Source organism: Parafilimonas sp. (assembly GCF_047606085.1).
In the GTDB taxonomy this organism is placed as follows: domain Bacteria; phylum Bacteroidota; class Bacteroidia; order Chitinophagales; family Chitinophagaceae; genus Parafilimonas.
In genome coordinates this window covers 1-18,510 of record NZ_JASGEX010000224.1, presented here as the reverse complement: position 1 = coordinate 18,510, position 18,510 = coordinate 1, and the positions used below count along the sequence as shown (strand labels likewise).

18 protein-coding genes and 1 tRNA gene are annotated in these 18,510 nt (G+C 40.3%); 3 read left to right on the top strand and 16 right to left on the bottom strand.

The window, feature by feature from the left end:
* Positions 1 to 803: Rpn family recombination-promoting nuclease/putative transposase (locus tag QM629_RS19945; RefSeq protein ID WP_415161667.1), on the top strand; the 803-nt coding region annotated here is incomplete at its 5' end.
* A gap of 104 nt (positions 804 to 907) precedes the next feature.
* Here the strand turns inward: QM629_RS19945 and QM629_RS19940 are convergent.
* The 6 genes from QM629_RS19940 to QM629_RS19915 all read right to left on the bottom strand — a co-directional run bounded on the left by QM629_RS19940 (position 908) and on the right by QM629_RS19915 (position 7,426).
* The gene (locus tag QM629_RS19940) at positions 908 to 2,170 is read right to left on the bottom strand and encodes a DUF4861 domain-containing protein (protein WP_415161666.1); all 1,263 of its coding nucleotides are present in this window, start codon (positions 2,168 to 2,170) and stop codon (positions 908 to 910) included.
* A gap of 253 nt (positions 2,171 to 2,423) precedes the next feature.
* On the bottom strand, positions 2,424 to 2,516 hold the full coding sequence (locus QM629_RS19935) for a hypothetical protein (protein ID WP_415161665.1): 93 nt from the start codon (positions 2,514 to 2,516) through the stop codon (positions 2,424 to 2,426).
* 192 nt (positions 2,517 to 2,708) lie between these two features.
* Complete coding sequence (locus tag QM629_RS19930) at positions 2,709 to 3,710, bottom strand: IS110 family transposase (protein ID WP_415161664.1); 1,002 nt, start codon at positions 3,708 to 3,710, stop codon at positions 2,709 to 2,711.
* 11 nt (positions 3,711 to 3,721) lie between these two features.
* The gene (locus tag QM629_RS19925) at positions 3,722 to 3,991 is read right to left on the bottom strand and encodes a hypothetical protein (RefSeq protein ID WP_415161663.1); all 270 of its coding nucleotides are present in this window, start codon (positions 3,989 to 3,991) and stop codon (positions 3,722 to 3,724) included.
* 136 nt (positions 3,992 to 4,127) lie between these two features.
* Positions 4,128 to 5,999, bottom strand: coding sequence for an alpha-amylase family glycosyl hydrolase (locus QM629_RS19920; RefSeq protein ID WP_415161662.1), 1,872 nt, complete (start codon positions 5,997 to 5,999; stop codon positions 4,128 to 4,130).
* Positions 6,000 to 6,034: 35 nt separating this feature from the next.
* On the bottom strand, positions 6,035 to 7,426 hold the full coding sequence (locus QM629_RS19915) for an MFS transporter (RefSeq protein ID WP_415161661.1): 1,392 nt from the start codon (positions 7,424 to 7,426) through the stop codon (positions 6,035 to 6,037).
* Positions 7,427 to 7,924: 498 nt separating this feature from the next.
* On the opposite strand from QM629_RS19915, the gene QM629_RS19910 reads away from it, so the two are divergent.
* Positions 7,925 to 8,008, top strand: a tRNA-Leu gene (locus QM629_RS19910).
* Between the two features lie 132 nt (positions 8,009 to 8,140).
* Here the strand turns inward: QM629_RS19910 and QM629_RS19905 are convergent.
* The 6 genes from QM629_RS19905 to QM629_RS19880 are packed head-to-tail and all read right to left on the bottom strand — an operon-like array spanning position 8,141 to position 12,058.
* Positions 8,141 to 8,254, bottom strand: coding sequence for an agmatine deiminase family protein (locus tag QM629_RS19905; protein ID WP_415161660.1), 114 nt, complete (start codon positions 8,252 to 8,254; stop codon positions 8,141 to 8,143).
* A complete protein-coding gene (locus QM629_RS19900) occupies positions 8,238 to 8,765 on the bottom strand; it encodes an agmatine deiminase family protein (RefSeq protein WP_415161659.1) in 528 nt (175 codons plus the stop codon). Before QM629_RS19900 ends, QM629_RS19905 begins: the two co-directional genes overlap by 17 nt.
* A 35-nt stretch (positions 8,766 to 8,800) precedes the next feature.
* Complete coding sequence (locus QM629_RS19895) at positions 8,801 to 10,624, bottom strand: DEAD/DEAH box helicase (protein ID WP_415161658.1); 1,824 nt, start codon at positions 10,622 to 10,624, stop codon at positions 8,801 to 8,803.
* Positions 10,625 to 10,659: 35 nt separating this feature from the next.
* On the bottom strand, positions 10,660 to 10,992 hold the full coding sequence (locus QM629_RS19890) for a hypothetical protein (RefSeq protein WP_415161657.1): 333 nt from the start codon (positions 10,990 to 10,992) through the stop codon (positions 10,660 to 10,662).
* Complete coding sequence (locus QM629_RS19885) at positions 10,977 to 11,159, bottom strand: hypothetical protein (RefSeq protein ID WP_415161656.1); 183 nt, start codon at positions 11,157 to 11,159, stop codon at positions 10,977 to 10,979. The genes QM629_RS19890 and QM629_RS19885 overlap by 16 nt, the downstream gene beginning before the upstream one ends.
* Positions 11,160 to 11,188: 29 nt before the next feature.
* Positions 11,189 to 12,058, bottom strand: coding sequence for a carbon-nitrogen hydrolase (locus QM629_RS19880; RefSeq protein WP_415161655.1), 870 nt, complete (start codon positions 12,056 to 12,058; stop codon positions 11,189 to 11,191).
* Positions 12,059 to 12,170: 112 nt separating this feature from the next.
* On the opposite strand from QM629_RS19880, the gene QM629_RS19875 reads away from it, so the two are divergent.
* Positions 12,171 to 12,941 (top strand): NIPSNAP family protein, encoded by a 771-nt coding sequence (locus QM629_RS19875; RefSeq protein WP_415161654.1) that lies wholly within the window; start codon positions 12,171 to 12,173, stop codon positions 12,939 to 12,941.
* 58 nt (positions 12,942 to 12,999) lie between these two features.
* Here the strand turns inward: QM629_RS19875 and QM629_RS19870 are convergent, their stop codons facing one another.
* The 4 genes from QM629_RS19870 to QM629_RS19855 all read right to left on the bottom strand — a co-directional run bounded on the left by QM629_RS19870 (position 13,000) and on the right by QM629_RS19855 (position 18,270).
* A complete protein-coding gene (locus QM629_RS19870) occupies positions 13,000 to 13,542 on the bottom strand; it encodes a DUF2911 domain-containing protein (protein WP_415161653.1) in 543 nt (180 codons plus the stop codon).
* Between the two features lie 224 nt (positions 13,543 to 13,766).
* Positions 13,767 to 15,719, bottom strand: a complete 1,953-nt coding sequence (locus tag QM629_RS19865; protein ID WP_415161652.1) for a sialate O-acetylesterase — start codon at positions 15,717 to 15,719, stop codon at positions 13,767 to 13,769.
* Between the two features lie 326 nt (positions 15,720 to 16,045).
* Positions 16,046 to 17,443: an SGNH/GDSL hydrolase family protein gene (locus QM629_RS19860; protein WP_415161651.1), complete on the bottom strand. Its 1,398-nt coding sequence runs from the start codon at positions 17,441 to 17,443 to the stop codon at positions 16,046 to 16,048.
* 56 nt (positions 17,444 to 17,499) lie between these two features.
* Complete coding sequence (locus QM629_RS19855; protein WP_415161650.1) at positions 17,500 to 18,270, bottom strand: SGNH/GDSL hydrolase family protein; 771 nt, start codon at positions 18,268 to 18,270, stop codon at positions 17,500 to 17,502.
* Between the last annotated feature and the right edge of the window lie 240 nt (positions 18,271 to 18,510).

Sequence of the window (18,510 nt, the reverse complement as noted above, 5' to 3'; positions counted from 1 at the left end):
TGATAGCCTTCCTCAATGCGCTGTTCCGGGGGCGAAAAAACATTAGCGATATATACTACAACAAGAACGAGCATGTGGGGGATACAGAAGAAATGGGCGGCGTTATTTTCGACCTTACCTGTACAGCAGCCGATGGCGAAAAATTTATTATCGAGATACAGCGCAGCCCGCAGTTTAATTTCAGGCGAAGGATGCTTTACTACGGCAGCAAGCTGATTGCCGACCAGGCGCCCAAGGGAAGCCGCAAAAGCTGGGCGTATAATATCAGCGAAGTATATGTTATTGCGCTTATGGATGGCTTCCCCATGCCGGGCGGTGAGCGAACAAACCGGTACCTGCACGATGTTTGCCTGTGCGAGAGAGATACCGGCAAAGTATTTTACGAGCAGTTAGGATTTTTCTACATAGAACTGGTTAACTTTACAAAAGAAGAAACAGCGTTGGAAAATGATTTGGAGGGTTGGCTTTTTGTATTGAAGAATATGAGCAGGCTGGAAAAGATTCCCTTATATCTTCGCAAGCCGGTATTTGAAAAACTGTTTCACATTGCGGAATACAGTAAATTAAATAAGGAGGAAAAAACCATGTACGATACAAGCTTAAAACGCAGGTGGGATAACCAGGCAGCGCTTGATTATGCCCGCCATGAGGGTATAGAAAAAGGAGCCGAGCAAAAAAGCTATGAAGTTGTTCGTAATCTTATAAATAAGTTTGGGTTTAATGACGAACAGGCTGCAAACGCTGCAGAAGTTTCTGTTGCTTTTGTAAAAAAGGTACGTGCATCCCTGAAAAAGAAAAAATAGAAGATCATATAATTTACAAAGAGAAAGGCAAAGGGCTAAGGCCATGATACGATAAAACCATGCAGCCCGTCTTTCCCGATAAAAAAGCTCCGCTCTATATAATTTCATTTCCATCTTATGGCAACAGGGTTTGAAAAATTATCCGCCTGTCCGGTTATGTACGATTTGAAGCCTTCAGGATTAGAGAATTGATTGTTTGATTTCTCCCATGCAGCATAAAAACGGTACGTTGCAGGTTGCTCATCCGAAATAGCCTGGCCCGTAATATAACTATCGTAAACTTTTTGAACATACGCCAGTTTGCCGGTTACAATTTCTTTCGGCAGCGTATCAATAGCAGTAAATGTTTTTGCGGGAACAATAATAGCCATGCCGAGGTTATCATGGTTTTCTGACTGCTTTCCATAACTGTATAAAACGGCCGCACTATCTTTTACAAAATGGCCTGAAGTGTTCTCATAAAAATCGGCCATGCCGGTTTGCAGCGCAACACCGCCAGGCATGCCTGATGCTGTAATTTTTGACTGGTAAAAATACTGTCCGCCCCAGATACTTGTTTCATCGGTTATGGTAACGGGTTTATCTTTTATTGTAAACTGATAGGTTATTTTAAACACAGCACGCAGCAGCCCATCGGCCAGTTTTTCGTAGGTTTCTGATGAAACGTTTTCGCCGCCCAGCCTTATTACGGAATCAATTCCATCCACTTTAAATGCCAGTGAGCCGGCACCCAGAGAATTGCCTGCATGTAAAATATCCATGCCCCAATGCGAAAGTTCGTGGTAGCTGTTATTGGCATTTGCACCCACGGTGTCCATCACCAATGCAGGTTCTGTTTTACCGAAAATATCTTTGCCATTCCTTGTATCAAAGTATAAACGAAAAGCAACCTTATCATTTTCCCAGGCAGGCCCTTCCGTTAAATACAAAGGAAGTGGCTGTTTGGAAAAATCTGTCGGCGGGTTGTGTAAAGGCATGGTTTCTTTTGGAATATCATCACCAAATGTTGTATCCGTTATTTTTTTTCTTAACCGCACATGGGCCAGCGATGCTGCGGAATCAACGTTGTTATCGCTTGTTGTAAAAGTTATGGTTTCATTGGGTTTGAAGGAATATAAAAAACAAGCCTCATCCCATTTGCCGTCTTTATCAAGATCATCCAGTTGGGTAATAACAGGATTATTATTGGCATCAATCACAGAAAAACCTTTATCAACTGCCATCTTCTTTTCAATATCAGCCCTTGATAAAACCACCAGTTCATTTTGCCTGGCGTGGTTTGAAGGATTAGTTACAGTAAACTGGAAACTTTTGCCGGCGCAACCTGCCAGCAAAAATGTGAAAGCCAAAATTATCATCCTGTTCATATAAAAAATTTAAACTGTTTGTACTATAATTAACGTGTTCCCGGGATAAGTTTAATTGTTTCATCTGACCTCATCCCAACCCTTCCCGAATTGCGGACAAGTTCTCCAAAGGAGAAGGGCAAATATGTCCCGAAATTTTTAAAATATTTTCAAAGTTAGGGTGTTAAAAGTCTCTCCTTTGGAGAGGATTTAGGTGAGGTCAACTTAAAAAATTTAAATCTTTCCTCGTTAATTATATTATTGCTATTGCAAATCATTCTGTAACCCTGAACCAATCCACGTCAGCATAACTGCCTGTTCTTTCACCAGGTTTGGCAATACAAAACAATCCGATTTTTGCGCCCACCCATTGTCTTGTTTTGCAGTAAATGCTTTGCCACTGGTTTTATAATGTTGTCCATCTTCGCTATAACTGAAACTGCATACGGCATCAGGCGAAGATACATGTACCCGCAGGTAGGCAACACTATCTTTCAAAGGCAATGTTTCAATAACCTGTTCAGCGTTTCCATTACATAATATTGTGTCAATTGCCTGTTCATTTAACCTTCAAAATTTTATCATTTAATTCCACATTATCAATCCGCACATTGGTTGGGTTTGCCATACCGGAAGCAACTGCAATGCCTAACAAACTATTCATGCCTAAATCTAAATTTGTGCTGCCCGCATTCTGCCAGTTTATACCATCATAAGAACTGAATGCAGTAACTGCATTTCCCTTTTTCTGCAGCTTCAGCCAGTAATAGCCTGTGAGACGGCCAAAAGCGGCAGCCGCTGTTGCAAGTGCACCGCCTGTTGTTATAAGCTTTGCTGCATCGCTTATTGCTGAACGGCTTTCTATAGAATTGTGCCAATCGGGCTGCTCGATATTTTCCGTTTTGCCAGGATATAAAAGCAATGAAACAAATGGTGCATCAGCAGCTACATCTTTGCGCAACATCAATCCTGTTTTTGAAAACTGTGATGATGGCTGCGGCTGAATACGCATAATTATTGTAGCCGTGTCTTTTACTGGCAAATACGGAAAATTAAATTCATCTGATGTTTTATCAATGCCGTTGCCAGATGCGTCCATGCTAAACATATTGCCATTGCAATAAGCTATGCCCGGCCTGATATTTCCTATATCGTTTTGTTGCCAGCCAAGAGGAAGCCCTGCTACAGTTGATTGTACAAAGGCATCCTTAGTTTTATTTTTACTGTTTACAGCTACAACTGTATAATAATATAGTTTGGATTTTTCAATATTGCAGCTCCAGTTTCCCGGTTTGTCCAACTGATGCGGTATATCAATGCCCTGGTATTTGAGCAGGCTCTTCAACCGGTTCTTGCTGCGGGTAATATCTCCCGCCAACCGGGTGCGGTAACGCACAAGGCTCCTTTGCTCTTGATGTATTTCATCAGGCACATCAATACCGATAAGTTCATGATTGGAGTGATTCCGGGCTAACTTCAATGCATCTGCCTTGTCTGTTTTTCTTTTCTTTTCCTTAGCATTGCCTGATACATCAGCAGCATGCGCTACAATGCAATCCATGCCTGCGGCATTCAGTTGCCGCTTAAGCCTGAAGCCCCATCCCCGCTTTCATACTCACACTCAGAATGAGCGCCCGGGTAGCAATCAGTCAAATGTTTAATCAGCCCCTCACTGCCCGCTGGCATCCGGTGATTGCCCAAACAAATACCATCATATACCCTGGCTACCTGCCAGTCTTTTTTATGTGTATCAATACCTGCATAAATAGTCTTGCCGGTAAAATCAATAAACTGCCTACCTTTGTTGCAGGTTTCAGCAGCAGATGAAGTTTGCTTTTTCATAATCTGACTTTTTTTATTTATAGCAAAGTTCTTCTTTGCAGCCTCGATTCTTTCCCAGGCTGCTGACACTCTGAAACCTTTTTACATATAAACTCTCACGCTATTTATGTACTGAAATTATCAGCAGGAGAGACGTTTATTTTTTCAATTCCAGTACAAGGCTTGTGTTGGCCTCAAGCGTAATTGGAGCTGATGTTACATTGGTTGTGTTATCAAAAACATTAACCGCATTGGTAAAGCCTGAAGTGCGCTCCGCATATTTTGAAAAATCAACTGTTTGCTGTTTATCGCTTGTATTTAATACGATCATGATGGTTTGATTTTCATCATACCTGAAATAAACATACAGTCCATCAACAGGTAAATATTGCATCAGTTTTCCTGTTTTTAAAGCAGAGGAATTTTTCCTGAAGTTGGCGAGTGTTTTAATTAAGGATTGAACAGATAGCTGATCTGCATTTAAGTTTTTTCCTGTAAATGCATTCGCGCTGTCACCGTTCCAGCCGCCGGGAAAATCAAGCCGCACCCAGCCATCAGGATTGGTAACGCCCTTCATCAGCACTTCATCGCCATAATACATTTGCGGAATGCCGCGGCAGGTAAGCAGCCATACAAAACCCGTCTTATCTTTTTGCAGGTTTTCATTCACCACAGAATACCAGCGGCCGAGATCATGATTATCTAAAAAGATAACATTGCGTGTTGGGTCTTTATATAAAAAATCATTGCTTAAAGTGGTATAGAGTTTATTTACACCATCCGTCCAACCAAAAGCTTCATTCATAGCAGGCTGAATGCCATAAAACAAACACTGAAAATCTGTAATGCCCTGCAGGTTGCTTTTAAAAGGTGTGCTGATATTGTTCTCTGCAAAGTATGCCTCATTCGCGGCGCCATGCACCCATGCTTCACCAAACATGGTTATGTGCGGATATTCATCAGTGAGGGCTTTATTGCAACTGTTCATAAACTCAAGATCGTTGTAAATGTAGGTATCAATGCGCCAGCCATCCACCCCAAATTCTTCCACCGAATAAATAGCATGCTGAATTAAAAAATTTGCTACTAAAGGATTGGATTGATTCAGATCGGGCATTTGCTGTGTAAACCATCCGTCACTTGATCTTTTTTTATCAGATTCCGCAGCATGCGGATCAAACAAAGGTTGCTCCCTGTAACTGGTTTGTGTGAACTGCGGCCATTGATGCAGCCAGTCTTTCGAAGGCATATCCTGCACAAAAAAATCATACAGCCCAACATGATTATACACTGCATCCTGTATCAGCTTCATGCCGCGTTTATGCAATTCATCACTTAATTGCAGGTAAGCTTTTTCGCCGCCAATGCGCGGCTCGATTTTATAATGATTGGTAAAGGCATAACCATGTTCAGTACGGTCAGGCATATCGTTTTCAATAACCGGCGTCATCCACAAAGTAGTAATGCCCATATCTTTTAAATAATCAAGATGATTGATAACGCCCTGCAGATCGCCGCCATGCCTCAGGAAGATAGAATCGCGGTTGAGCGACTGGTCTTTCATGCCGGCAATGCGGTCGTTGGTTGTATCGCCGTTGCTGAAACGGTCGGGCATTAAAAGATAGATAAAATCTGAAGAGGTAACACCCTGCGCATAAGCAGTGCCGTTGCCCTGCCGCCTTTCCTTTAATTCATAATTGATGCTGACCTTTTTTTTCCCTTCCCCAAAACTAAAAACACGTTTGCCTGGCTCTGCATCTTTATCAATTACAAGATCAAAAAAAATATAGTTAGAATTTTCAACCCTTTCAATCTTTTTAAGCGTGATGCCGGCTGACAGTTGCATGCCGGCTTCTGATATTTTTATCACAGGGATTCTATCAGCAATATCAGGTGAATGAATCATTAACTGCAGGTCAGGATTTTTCATGCCTGCCCACCAGTGTGTAGGGTAAACATCAATTGTTTGTGCTGATAATGGTAAGCAATAAACAATGCAAATAAAAAAAGATGCAAATAATTTATACATAACAAGAATAAAATTATAAGTAATCAAAAATCTGTTTATACAGGCCTGTCATCTGCTGTTTCATACATGGCAGCATCATTAGTTAACTCATTTTTATTTTCATGTATTAAGCTATAACATAAGATGGCTGCAAGTATCATAAGAGATCCGCCAATTTGTACGGCAAGCATCCTGTCATTATTTAATAAATGTTCCATTATCCATCCAAAGAACAGGGAAGCAATTATTTCGGGCAGCACAATAAAGAAGTTAAAGATGCCCATGTAAACGCCAATCTTATCTTCAGGCAAAACGCCGGCCAGCATGGCATAAGGCATAGAAAGGATGCTGCTCCATGCAATGCCAACACCTGTCATGCAGAAATATAATTCATAAGGCTGTGTTACAAAACGTACAGAGATCAAACCGATTGCACCGCATAGCAAACACAATGTGTGCGTGGTTTTGCGTCCGAGTCTTTTTGCAATAACCGGTATTAATAAAGCAAAAAGGAATGATACGATACTATAGTACGATAAAGTTAAGCCGCCATATTCTATGCCTTTTGTATAAAGCGGATCGGCAGTATCTGTTGCATGAAAAATATTCCTTGCAACAGCCGTGTTATAATAAAACCACATTAAAAATAATCCCGGCCATGTAAAGAACTGCACCAGTGCAAGCCGCTTCATTTTAGATGGCATGTTTTGAATGGCATGATTTATTTCTTTAAAACCTCCGCCAAAACCTTTCCTGCTTTCTTTTACTTTTTCTTTTGCAGGGATTGTTGCCGGCGGGTATTCCTTTGAAGTAAGGATGGTATATAAAACTGCCATGAAAAATATAGCTGCGCCCACATAAAAAGCAAATTCAACCGTTGGCGGAATACCCCTAGTTGATGAAATACTGGAAACATGAAAAACATGCGACATGAGCCAGGGCAAGGCAGAGGCAATACTGCCGCCCAATCCAATTAAAAAGCTCTGCATGGCAAAGCCTTGTGTACGCTGGCTTTCGGGCAATTTATCTGCAACAAAAGCCCGGAAAGGTTCCATGGCAATATTCCCTGAGGTATCTAAAATCCATAGCAGGCCGGCAGCCATCCATAACGAACCGCTGTTCGGCATCAGGAATAAACAGATCGTGCTTAACAATGCGCCAACAAAAAAATAGGGCCTTCTGCGGCCCCAGCGCGGATGCCAGGTTCTGTCGCTCATATAACCAATGATCGGCTGCACAATTAAACCAGTAAGCGGTGCGGCCAAGAAGAGCAATGGTATTTGTTCGGGAGAAGCTTTCAGGTATTCATAAATAGGCCCCATATTGGCCCGCTGAAGGTCCCATCCAAACTGAATTCCGAAAAAACCAAAGCTCATATTAAATATCCGGGTAAAGCTTAATCTTGGTTTTGATGATGAAGCAGGAGCGAAGGAAGCAATTGATGCCATAGCAATCGTTTATGCAACAAAGATGTGTGAAAAATACACATAAAGAAGTTTTTCTTCAAAAGATTATTTTTAACGATAATTGAAGTGTATTGTACAAAGGTTGAGTTAAGTGTATTGTACTTTTGCTGCATAATGAAACCGAGCATGATAATTTTTCTCCCACAACCTGTCCCGAACCAGTTTCGGGAGGGGAATGCCTGCCTGCCGGCGAGGCAGGTACATAGCGAGGTTCTCCCGAAGCAAGTTCGGGACAGGCATGAGACAACTGAAAAAACAAATATGCACGAATGAAACGCCCATGTAAAATGTATTCAACACACAGGGGAATGTACATCAGGGCGTTCCATGAGACATCTGAAAAAACAAATTTGCACGAATGAAAACTTTAAAACAAATAGCCCGCTGGTTCAGGAACTTTTTCTTTCCAAAAAAGAAATGTTGCCAATAGTGTTTGGTTGATTTGATTGGAGGATGTAACATTGCACTCCTTTTTCAAAAGCCCGGATGGCGGAACTGGTAGACGCGTCAGACTCAAAATCTGGTATCTTCACGGATGTGCAGGTTCGATTCCTGTTCCGGGCACTTGATTATCAATGGTTTCAAAAAGGCCGCTTTAGCGGCCTTTTTGAATTTGCCAGTAAATAACTGGTTAATTAAAACGATAATCCTGTCAGCAGATGTAAAGAACTTAATGAACCCAAAATTACGATTGCTTCATAATTGTTGAATATAATTTTCAATCTGCTGCTGGTTTAGTTGCGGAATCCTGTTAGGGTTTAACAGGCATGCTGTTGAAGTGAGCAATGTTCCTCTACCATTGAATTCCACCGAACCGCCTTCCGTTATAATGCCCGGGATAAAAAACCTGCAAATTCATTTGCCGCCCGATTAAAGTTGGTATTACATCATCCAAATCGTACGGCGGATATTTATTGCCCCAGGCATTATAATCCCAGTCGACAATGACTTTTTCTTTTTTTTCAGCATTAATTACAAATGCCGGCCCGTGATCGCGGCACCAGGCATCGTTGGTGGGATTAAGGAAAAATTCTACCTGCTGCATATTTACATCACCTTTCAATAAAACCCCTTCAGCAAAAGTTTTCATTGCTTCATCCACTACATTAATGCGCACCTTCTGCCCTGCCGAAACCGCTTTTATAAATTGTGAATAAGGTTTATAAACCGTTTGAATTTTTCCCGGCCACGATGCTTCCTTGTGCGGCCAGCTCAGCCACATAGCTTCCTGCGGCGCAAACTCTGCGGGAAAGTGAAAGCCGAGCTGGCGGGGGGTGCTACCCCCATCCCCTAAAGGGGGGTTATTATAGTCACTAATCATTTATGTGGTTAATATTTTTAGTTAGGTAATGCTAATTATTGTGCCTTTATTAGCAATTCATAAGCTTTGTGCGCCCTTTTTTCGCCATATATTTTTGCCACAGAGTCAATATTGTTTCCTTCTCTGAACATCTTAAACATTTTTTCATTTTCCCAAGCCCACGCTGTATCAGCAACTTGCTTTCTGGTCAAATCATATTTCTTTGCAACCTGCTCACGTGTAAGCCCTTCATCCAATCCCTTAAATACCCTTGCCTTAACATTGGCAGTGTAGCTTGTTTTATCATTAGTAACTGTATTATCAAATAAATTTTTCAAATAAGGCTCCACAAACTGCTTTAAGAAAACATCTTTATCGCCATCAACAAAAATTTCATTACTGTTAATTACATCCTGGCATTTTTCAATAATAAGTTCAAGCACCTGTTCAAACCTTTGCGGTTGCAACCTGCTTTGCAACTCAGATAATTCCTGTTTAAACTTTTTTATCTGCTCATCAAAAATTCTAATATCCTCATCATCAGAACCATCGGCTTTAAGTTGCTCATACTTTTGAATTTTCTTTACAAGCGTTTCTATTCTTTCCCTCATAGTAGTAATTTTTTTATCAGTAAGGTTTTTTTCAATATCATTAAAATCAATAATATCCACTTCGTTTATATTCTCCAGTTCCCCAAATTCTACAAGCCTTATGCCTTTGCTTTCCTGTGGTTCATTATTTTCCCTTACGGCAATTTCTTTTATGCCAATAATTTCTTGTTTGGCCGAAAACGCATTTTTATCAACTCCATATAAAGTCCAGCTCCTGTTCATTTTCGGCAGGCCGTGTTCTTTCCAAAGCCCGGCATTATCCAGTATAATCCCATGTTCTTTATTTTGATGAGGCCGCATACAACGGCCAACCTGCTGCAGAAACAGCGCTAACGATTTGGTAGGCCTTGCAAGCTGAACAGCATCTACGTCAGGGCAGTCAAAACCTTCGGTAAAAATATTTACGTTGCACAAAATCTTGAACCTGTTATTTCTGAAATCATCTACAATTTTCCTGCGTTCATCTGTTGGTGTGCTTGTGTCAATAACTTTTGCAACAAAGCCGCTGCTATTATATTTTTCTACTATTTTCAGGCTGTGCGCCCTGTTTACGGCAAACACTATCATTTTCTTATCTAATGCAAACTCTTTATAGCTCTGTACCAGGTCGGCCATTACAGCTTTATCCTGCATTATTTCGCTCAATTCCGTTTCATCGTAATCACCTGCTGTTATTTTTACATTGCTTATATCCGGAAAATGGCTTGCATAATATTTTACATCAGACAGATAGTTGTTTTTAATAAACCATTTAACGGAAGGCGTAGTAACTAATTTATCAAATAAATCTTCAAAGCCTTCACCGTTTGTTCTTATAGGCGTTGCCGTTACGCCTAAAAATTTAGCGCCGGGATAAAAGCCCCAAAGTTTTTTATAAGTAGAAGCCAGTGCATGGTGCGCTTCATCAATAACCACCAAAGAAAAAATATCCTTTTGATGTTCGTCCCTTCTTACCAAAGTTTGAATGGATGCAACCTGAACAGGCGCAGATTGAATGCTTATATAATTTGATGATATTATGCCTGCCGTTAAATGAAACCCGCTGGCTAACCTGTTAAATGCCTGCTCAACCAGCTCTTTCCTGTGTGTTATTATTAAAACTTTTTTATCAGGATAAAGCTCAGTGGTAAATTTTCTTACTATTTCACAGAAAAGGGTTGTTTTTCCTGTGCCTGTTGGCATTTGAAATAAAATACTTCTGCAATCAGTCCATGCATTGGTAATATCATTAATGCCGTTTATTTGGTAATCTCTCAGGGTTACATTCATCTTAAATCATTAGCATTAATTGTGTCATAAATTTTTCAGAGATTAAAATTTGCTGTCAGTTCTGTGTGATTGTTCGTGATGAATTTTACGAAATATTTTTCTTCATCTATATCAAAGAATATATACCAAGTGGTTCTTGCATTGGCCTTGTAGAGTATGTATTTGCTGCCATATTCTGAAAGTGGATAGGGTGTGTTTTTTGCAGGATAAGTTGAAATATTGTTTCTGACGAAATCATAGATTGTATCCACATAATTTTGAGCATCTTCTTTAAATCCGAAATAATTTTGTGTGTATAATATGAACAATAATTCATCTGTACGTTCTATAAATTCTTCGGAATAATAGATATTTATTTGTTTGCCCATTTGGCAATTTTTTCTTGGGAAATACGCCTTGCTTCTTCTTCAGAGTAAAAATGTCTTTCCTTTTTATGCTTCATCAGCCGCATTATTTCGTCCAAAACATTTTTGTCTTCCAAATCAATAATCCATTTGGTAAGTTCCAGCTTATTTATTGCGACACTTGTGTCCATAATCTTTAGTTTTCGTAAAGTTACAAAATTTACTCTTCGTCAATAAATCGTTTAGTAATTGGGTTATACGAATCAATCCGCCTGTCGCGCATAAAAGGCCAATGCGTTCTGTACTGATCTGTTTTCTTTGTATCAATATCCACCACAAACACTTCTTCATCTTCATGCGAAGCTTTATAAATAAGATTACCAAAAGGATTGGAAACAAATGAGCCGCCCCAGAACTTCATTCTTCCATCCTGCTCAAAACCAACCCTGTTCACACTTACCACGTGTACCCCATTGGCCACGGCATGGCTGCGCTGAATGGTTTGCCAGGCATTATATTGTTCATTATTGGTAGCCTCATCCTGGTCTGTGGCCCAGCCAATGGCGGTTGGGTAAAACAAAATTTCTGCGCCCATTAACGATGTTATGCGGGCAGCTTCCGGGTACCACTGGTCCCAGCATATTAATACGCCGAATGTGCCATATTTTGTTTTCCAGACTTTATAGCCTAAATCGCCTGGTGTGAAATAAAATTTTTCGTAATAAGCAGGGTCGTCGGGAATATGCATTTTACGGTATTTGCCCAGATAAGTGCCGTCCGCATTAATAACAGCAGTCGTATTGTGATAAATGCCCTGCGCCCTTTTTTCAAACAGCGAAGCAATAATCACCACGTTTAATTCTTTCGCCACTGCACAAAGTATATCAGTAGTTTCACCGGGAATAGTTTCTGCCAGTTTAAAATTATCATAGTTCTCTTCGTCGCAGAAATACAGTGAGGTAAACAGTTCCTGCGAGCAAATAATCTGTGCGCCTTTAGCCGCTGCCTCTTTTATCTTTCCAATCATTTTTGTGAGGTTAGCCTCTTTATCTGCGGTACAGCTCATTTGTATGCCAGCAACTTTTATCATGTAAAAAAATTTAAGCTGCAAAAATAGTTATTCAAAAAGATTAACCGGTTCAACATAATGTGAACGTTATATTTATTGCATGCAGTTTAATTTAGCAGCATAAATTAGCAGCATGAAAAAAAAGATTACATTTTTTGCAGCATTTTTCTGCGTTGTATTTTCTGCCCAAAGTTTTGCCAATGATATTTATGCCATAACCGTGTATCATTTCACTGATGCATCGCAGGAAATTACATTGGATACTTATTTACAAACGGCTTACCTGCCGGCGCTTCACCGAAAAGAAATAAAAAACGTTGGTGTGTTTAAGCCCATAGCGAATGATACCGCTGCCGACAAGATTATTTATGTAATTGTTCCCTATAAATCCTTTGATGAGTTTTTGCGTTTGCCCGCCCAATTAATCACAGATAATCTTTATAAAACTGCCGCAGCATCTTATTTAAATGCAGATTATAAAAATCCGCCTTATAAACGAATGGAAACAATAATGCTTACAGCGTTTCCAATGGCGCCGCAGTTAACGTTGCCCAATCTTACATCGCCGAAAGCAGAACATATTTATGAGCTGAGAAGCTATGAAAGCCCTACTGAAAACTATCATAAAAGCAAAGTGAAGATGTTTAATGAAGGCGGCGAGGTTGATATATTTAAAGCAATAAATGCCAACGCTATATTTTATGGCGATGTGGTTTCCGGCAGCCACATGCCTAACCTGATGTATTTAACCAGTTATGAAAACATGGCCGACAGGGATGCGCACTGGAAAATTTTTGGCGACAATGCGCAATGGAAAAAACTGAATACGCTGGATGAATATAAAAACAATGTATCGAAGGCTGAGGTTACCTTAATGCACGCCGCTTCTTATTCGGATTATTAATAAAAAAAACTGCCGAGGTTTAAGCGCCGGCAGTTTTAAAAATTTTGCTGCAGGCAAATTATTGCACGGTAAATTCAAAGCCCACATTTCCCCAGGCCAGTGAAACCTTTCCATCTTCACCAACGTTAAAGGCCATTTTCTCGGAAGGTGTTTGCTGTGCAACATTGGGCACATCTATGCGTAAAATGTCGTCGGCATCTTTGTAGTTAAAAGCGCCCCACTGGTTCCAGGTTTTATTGAAAATAACCGTCCATGTGTCGCCATTCCAAATACTAAACAAGCCATATTTGCCGGCAGGTAAATTTTTACCATTGATGGTTACATTTTTGCTTACTTCAAAAACAGTTGCTTCATTGGCGCCGGTACGCCAAACCTTGCCTTTCATGGGCTCCACTTCTTTGCCAATCTCACGGCCTTTAACCGATGGCTGGCTGTAATCAATCTTAATATCAACCCCATTCGAAGTGGAAACATCAACTGTAGCCGGAGGGCTAGGCCGTTTTGTTTTATCTTCCGGCGGCTTGGAATCGTTTTGGGCATTTGCGCTCATGCCCATTAATAATATGCCTGAAAATAAGGCAAGCGACAATAGTTTTTTCATATTGATTTTTTTAATAGAATTTACCAGCAAAAATTAAGCAAAAAGAGATAAATTTAAAAAAAGTGGATAGCTATATATAAATTTTTATATAAACGGTAAAGTTTTGCTCCATTTAACGAGGCAAACACATTTAAAATTAAACCATAGTTATCTTACCTGTTTTCGGAAACAATGTATGGAGTTTGCATTCCGGCATCTGGCAATTGTCTTCATTCTACCGGATATTAGTCATTATACGAAAACTTTTTCCCCGCCGTCATCAGCCTGAAATCGTCCGTTCTGAATGGCGCCACAGGCAAGCCATTTTTATTGTACAAATCAATATCACCAGGCTGCCCGCTCCATAAATATCTCACTGCAACCGGAGCCCGTATTTGCATGTTATAAACAACCACGGCAGTATCATTCTTTATATACGCTCTTGCCCAATGAAAAATACTGTCGCTGCCCGCAATGGCAAAGCCACGGATATAACCATACTTATTTCTGCAAAGAATATTATTATCAAACATTATAATGATGCTGTCGCCGGCAAGCTGCATATTTTTATAACGCGGGCCTGCTTCCATACTGTCAACATGATATACCATGCCCAGTGCAGCCATAGCAAGCCGGCTGCCCACAGCCAGCTTGTTATGCGGATGTAAAATATCTGCCTCGCCCACGTCAATCGTTACCGCCATGCCGGTGTTTGGCAATGATAATGCCGACGCCTGCGCTTCGCGCAGTTCAGCCCAGTCGCTGCTTTCAGGTTGTGAAGGTTCTTTGCCGAGGTTTGGCAACTGCACAATTAAAAACGGCAGATCGCCTTGGTTAAATTGCCTGCGCCAGTCTGTTATCATCGCCGGCAATAATTGTTTATATTCTTCAGCCCTGCCGGCATTGGCTTCGCCCTGGTACCATATAAAGCCTTTAATGCTTAACTGCGTTAACGGAGCGATATTGGCATTATATAAAATAGTTGGCGTACCAAAAATATAAGCATTTACTACCAACGGTTTTTTAAATTTTGATGCATCAATCTGCACACCTTTTTTATACTTCCATTCACCTGCCCAGTAAGGAGACCAGAACATATTATACATACCGCCTTTGCCACCTGCATCAAATACACGCACAACTACTATGTTATCTTTTGGCCTGATGATGCTGTCAGGGATTTTAAATGTCGTCATATTCATATTGCCATACGCTTCGCCCACTTTAACCCCATTTACCCAACAAATATGATAATCATCCACCTGTCCTAAACTGATACTGGCATTGCCAAAAAAATCTTTCGGAAAAGAATCATAACTTTTCCTGAACCATACGGAACCATCATACGCCTTCAACTCATTATCTTCCCAATTCGATGGCTGGTTCATTGTTTTCCAGCCGCTGGTATCTGTTTCCGGTTTATACCATTGCTGCGTTAAGCCGGGATCATCTTTCAAATAATATTTTTTATCCCATGATGATTTTAATTTTTCAAAATCATCATTCATCTGTTTCATGCTTTTATGCGGGGCAAGCAAGGTTTTATAAAAATTATCGAATTGTGGAAATTCCTGTATCACTTCGTTGCTCATCCATTCTTCAATCGCGGTGGCGCCAAGATTGTCGCTTATCAGGCCAACCGGAACATTTAAATGTTGCTGCAAATAGCTGCCAAAGAAAAATCCAACAGCCGTAAATGCATCCACATCTTTTACATTCGCAACCTTCCATGAACCGCCTTTTATTGTATCCTGCGGAACGAAATCAGTTCCAATGCCGACTGTAAACAATCTTATCTGATTATTGTTGAATGCTGATGTATCAGGTTTTGGGTTAGCTTCTTTAACCGGAAACTGCATGTTGCTTTGTCCGCCGCATATCCATACATCACCAAACAAAACATTATCCAATTCAATGGTGTTTTTTCCTTTAATAATAATTTGATAAGGCCCGCCGGCGGCCTGTGCCGGTAAGGTGATTTTCCATTTGCCATTAACTGCGATTGTATTATAGGTTGCATTATCGAATGATATAGTTATCGCTTCATTATTATCAGCCGCGCCCCAGATATTGCAGGGCTTATCGCGTTGCAGCACCATATTGCTTTGAAACAATATGGGCAGTTTTACGCCGGCTTTGGCATGTGTGAATGCTATTAAAAAAAATATAAGATGAAAATGTTTGTTTCTGTAATTCATGCATCAAAATAATTAGAAGTTTTTATTTTTTGGTAACCAGCTAAGAAACCTATGGCATCCCTGTCTGCGTGGCTCAGTCAGGCAGGGTTCCTTGCAGTTCGTCCGCCGTGGCGGATCGCAACACTTGTGCTGCAGTTTTTCATGGCGGCGCCGGTTTCAATTTCATTAAAGAACTTACTATTAACCTGTTTCTTCAATTTCATTTGCTGACCTCATCCTCGTTCCCTCTCCAAAGGAGAGGGATGCCCAACTTCATAAAACGTTACTATTATTCAGGCAATGTGGCATCTCTTTATATTAATCATCTTTCAATTTTATGTTTTTCTTTAATCAATCTTCTCAATAGTAATTATATGTACAACTGGTTTTGCCAGCCTATACATTTCATCAGTCATATCATCCATTTGTTCCTGAATAGCAGCACGCTGGCTTTTTTCATGCGTTTCCATATACGCATCTTTCTTGCCATTGATAAACGGGTTCTTTTTTGCTTCCGCCATTATGGAATCGGTTATTGCCTGTGAATCCTGCAGGAACCAGCCTTTATTATACAGGTAATCATAGTTTATCCAATAATAGGCGCGGATTTTATCTTCCAGATCCTTTCGTTTTAACTGCAGTTCCATAATCTGCTTAGCCTGCCGGTATTGCGGTGTGTTGCTTAACACAGCAAGGTTAACGCCATTGTTTAATTCGGCGCCGGTAAAGGTTTTAATAACAGCGCCATCCATCTTCAAATTATAATTCTTATTCGCATCAAGGCTTTTTACAGTTAATAATTCTTCGTCAAATTCTTTTATAAAAGGAATTACGTTTAAGGCTTCATATTGTTTCTGCGGGTTTAGGAATACCCTCGCCATTGAATCAATCGGGAATGGCAGAGACTTCGCCAGGTATTTGAATGAAATGCCTTTTGTAATTTTGTTTACCACACTTATTGTTGCATTATCCGCATGTACAACTTTCCTGTTGCCTGCGTCTATTAAAACATCTGCTATTGGCTTGCTGGCCAGGCCCTGCGCTTTCAAAAATAAATAAGCCATTACCAAATGACCGGCATTGCCCGGATGTATCCTGTCTGGCCCGGTAATGGTAAATGCAGTATCTGTTTGCTGTCCTTTTAAATTAATACCCGTCATGGGGTAAAACAAATCAACATAAGGCCAATTGTTCTTAATGGCTGCCTCTTTCTGAAACGCAACAATGCCCTCCATGGTTTTAAATTTTCCCCAAAAAGGGTCTTTGCCATTCTTCACGGTTTCATCATACGGAGAAGAAGCCATCATAATTTTTTTAATACCGGGATAAGCATTCACCTTATCACGCATCTTTTCAAACCATTTGTACGAAGTATCAATAGCATCTTTACGCACACTGTCAGTTTTATCTTTATGCATCCAGTATTCAAAATAACGGCTGTCGTTCATGCCAAAGCTTACAGATAAAACAGTTGGCTTTTTTGCCAGCAGGTCACTGTCCATGCGCAGGTAAATCTGCCTTACCACATCACCGCCGGTACCGCCATTAAACACGGTAATTTTTCTTTCAGGAAAATGGGTGATATAATACAGCCAGATATAGGTTTCATAAAAACCGGCTTCTGTAATACTGTTGCCTGCAAATACAACCCGGTCGCCGTTTACAAAAGGCGCAGGCGTTTTTTGTGCAGGTGAAAGCAGACAAATCATCAAAGAAAAACAGCTTATAACAAGCCTTAATTTCATAACAACAATTTGTTGAAGTTTTAATATCAATCAATATAAACGTGTATCGGGCAGGCTTAACGCTTCTGTGAAGATAAAGCCTCGTTTATAGCCCGCTGCACTATCGGCTCCATAATTTTATAACCTGCCATTGTAGGATGCACACCATCTTTTGCATAACCCGCTTTCATTCCTTTGCGTTCATCTGCCAGCGGTGTCCAGTAATCAGCATATAGGCAATCATTGTTGGCAACATATTGTTTTATCCACGCATTCAGGGTTTCTATTTTTTCAGCAGGCTGCAATCCCGGCTTCCACGGATAATCGTAAACCGGTAAAACAGCGCAAAGAATAACCCGTATATGATGCGCTTTTGCCAGGTCAGCCATTGATGCAATATTATTTTCTATCATTTCCAATGTGGAAGGGCCGGTATTGCCTGCTATATCATTTGTGCCCGCCAATATTACCACCGCCGCAGGCTTTAGGCTAATAACATCGGCACGAAAACGTACAAGCATTTGCGGCGTTGTTTGCCCGCCAATGCCACGATTGATATATTTATTTTTTGTGAAGAAAACTGAATCTGTTGCAAACCAGCCTTCAGTTATAGAGTTGCCTATAAATACAATTCTTTTTTCACCGGGAGCAGGTAAGCCTAACACTGTGTTGGCATCTTTATATTTTGAAAGATTAGCCCAATCGTTATGGATCATATATTCAATATATTGTTGAAACCTGATCCAGGCAGAATCGTCCTGCCGTTTATGAAGTGTATCCTGTGCATGTATTTTCTGCAGCAAAAATAATAAGCAGATAACAATACAAACTTTAGATAAAGAGCGCATGAAACTGTTTTTGATTTATTATTACCTGTAAGATGTACCTTAAGAAACACCTTTCCTCTATTTACAGGCATAAATTGATGCTTATTCCCAGATGTGGCTGATGGCATTAACAATTTATACTATATTGTCTAAATAATTCCGATTTTGTAACTTTGTTGAAAAACTATGAGTTACAAAATTTCCCTATCAGTAAAGGAACAAAGAGAATTAAAGGACCTATTACAAAAGACGGAACAGGCC

Coding starts and splice junctions, on each gene's coding strand:
- QM629_RS19940 (WP_415161666.1), bottom strand. CDS start 2,170: ATGAACAGGATGATAATTTTGGCTTTCACATTTTTGCTGGCAGGTTGC.
- QM629_RS19930 (WP_415161664.1), bottom strand. CDS start 3,710: ATGGATTGCATTGTAGCGCATGCTGCTGATGTATCAGGCAATGCTAAG.
- QM629_RS19925 (WP_415161663.1), bottom strand. CDS start 3,991: ATGAAAAAGCAAACTTCATCTGCTGCTGAAACCTGCAACAAAGGTAGG.
- QM629_RS19920 (WP_415161662.1), bottom strand. CDS start 5,999: ATGTATAAATTATTTGCATCTTTTTTTATTTGCATTGTTTATTGCTTA.
- QM629_RS19915 (WP_415161661.1), bottom strand. CDS start 7,426: ATGGCATCAATTGCTTCCTTCGCTCCTGCTTCATCATCAAAACCAAGA.
- QM629_RS19900 (WP_415161659.1), bottom strand. CDS start 8,765: ATGATTAGTGACTATAATAACCCCCCTTTAGGGGATGGGGGTAGCACC.
- QM629_RS19895 (WP_415161658.1), bottom strand. CDS start 10,624: ATGAATGTAACCCTGAGAGATTACCAAATAAACGGCATTAATGATATT.
- QM629_RS19890 (WP_415161657.1), bottom strand. CDS start 10,992: ATGGGCAAACAAATAAATATCTATTATTCCGAAGAATTTATAGAACGT.
- QM629_RS19885 (WP_415161656.1), bottom strand. CDS start 11,159: ATGGACACAAGTGTCGCAATAAATAAGCTGGAACTTACCAAATGGATT.
- QM629_RS19880 (WP_415161655.1), bottom strand. CDS start 12,058: ATGATAAAAGTTGCTGGCATACAAATGAGCTGTACCGCAGATAAAGAG.
- QM629_RS19875 (WP_415161654.1), top strand. CDS start 12,171: ATGAAAAAAAAGATTACATTTTTTGCAGCATTTTTCTGCGTTGTATTT.
- QM629_RS19870 (WP_415161653.1), bottom strand. CDS start 13,542: ATGAAAAAACTATTGTCGCTTGCCTTATTTTCAGGCATATTATTAATG.
- QM629_RS19865 (WP_415161652.1), bottom strand. CDS start 15,719: ATGAATTACAGAAACAAACATTTTCATCTTATATTTTTTTTAATAGCA.
- QM629_RS19860 (WP_415161651.1), bottom strand. CDS start 17,443: ATGAAATTAAGGCTTGTTATAAGCTGTTTTTCTTTGATGATTTGTCTG.
- QM629_RS19855 (WP_415161650.1), bottom strand. CDS start 18,270: ATGCGCTCTTTATCTAAAGTTTGTATTGTTATCTGCTTATTATTTTTG.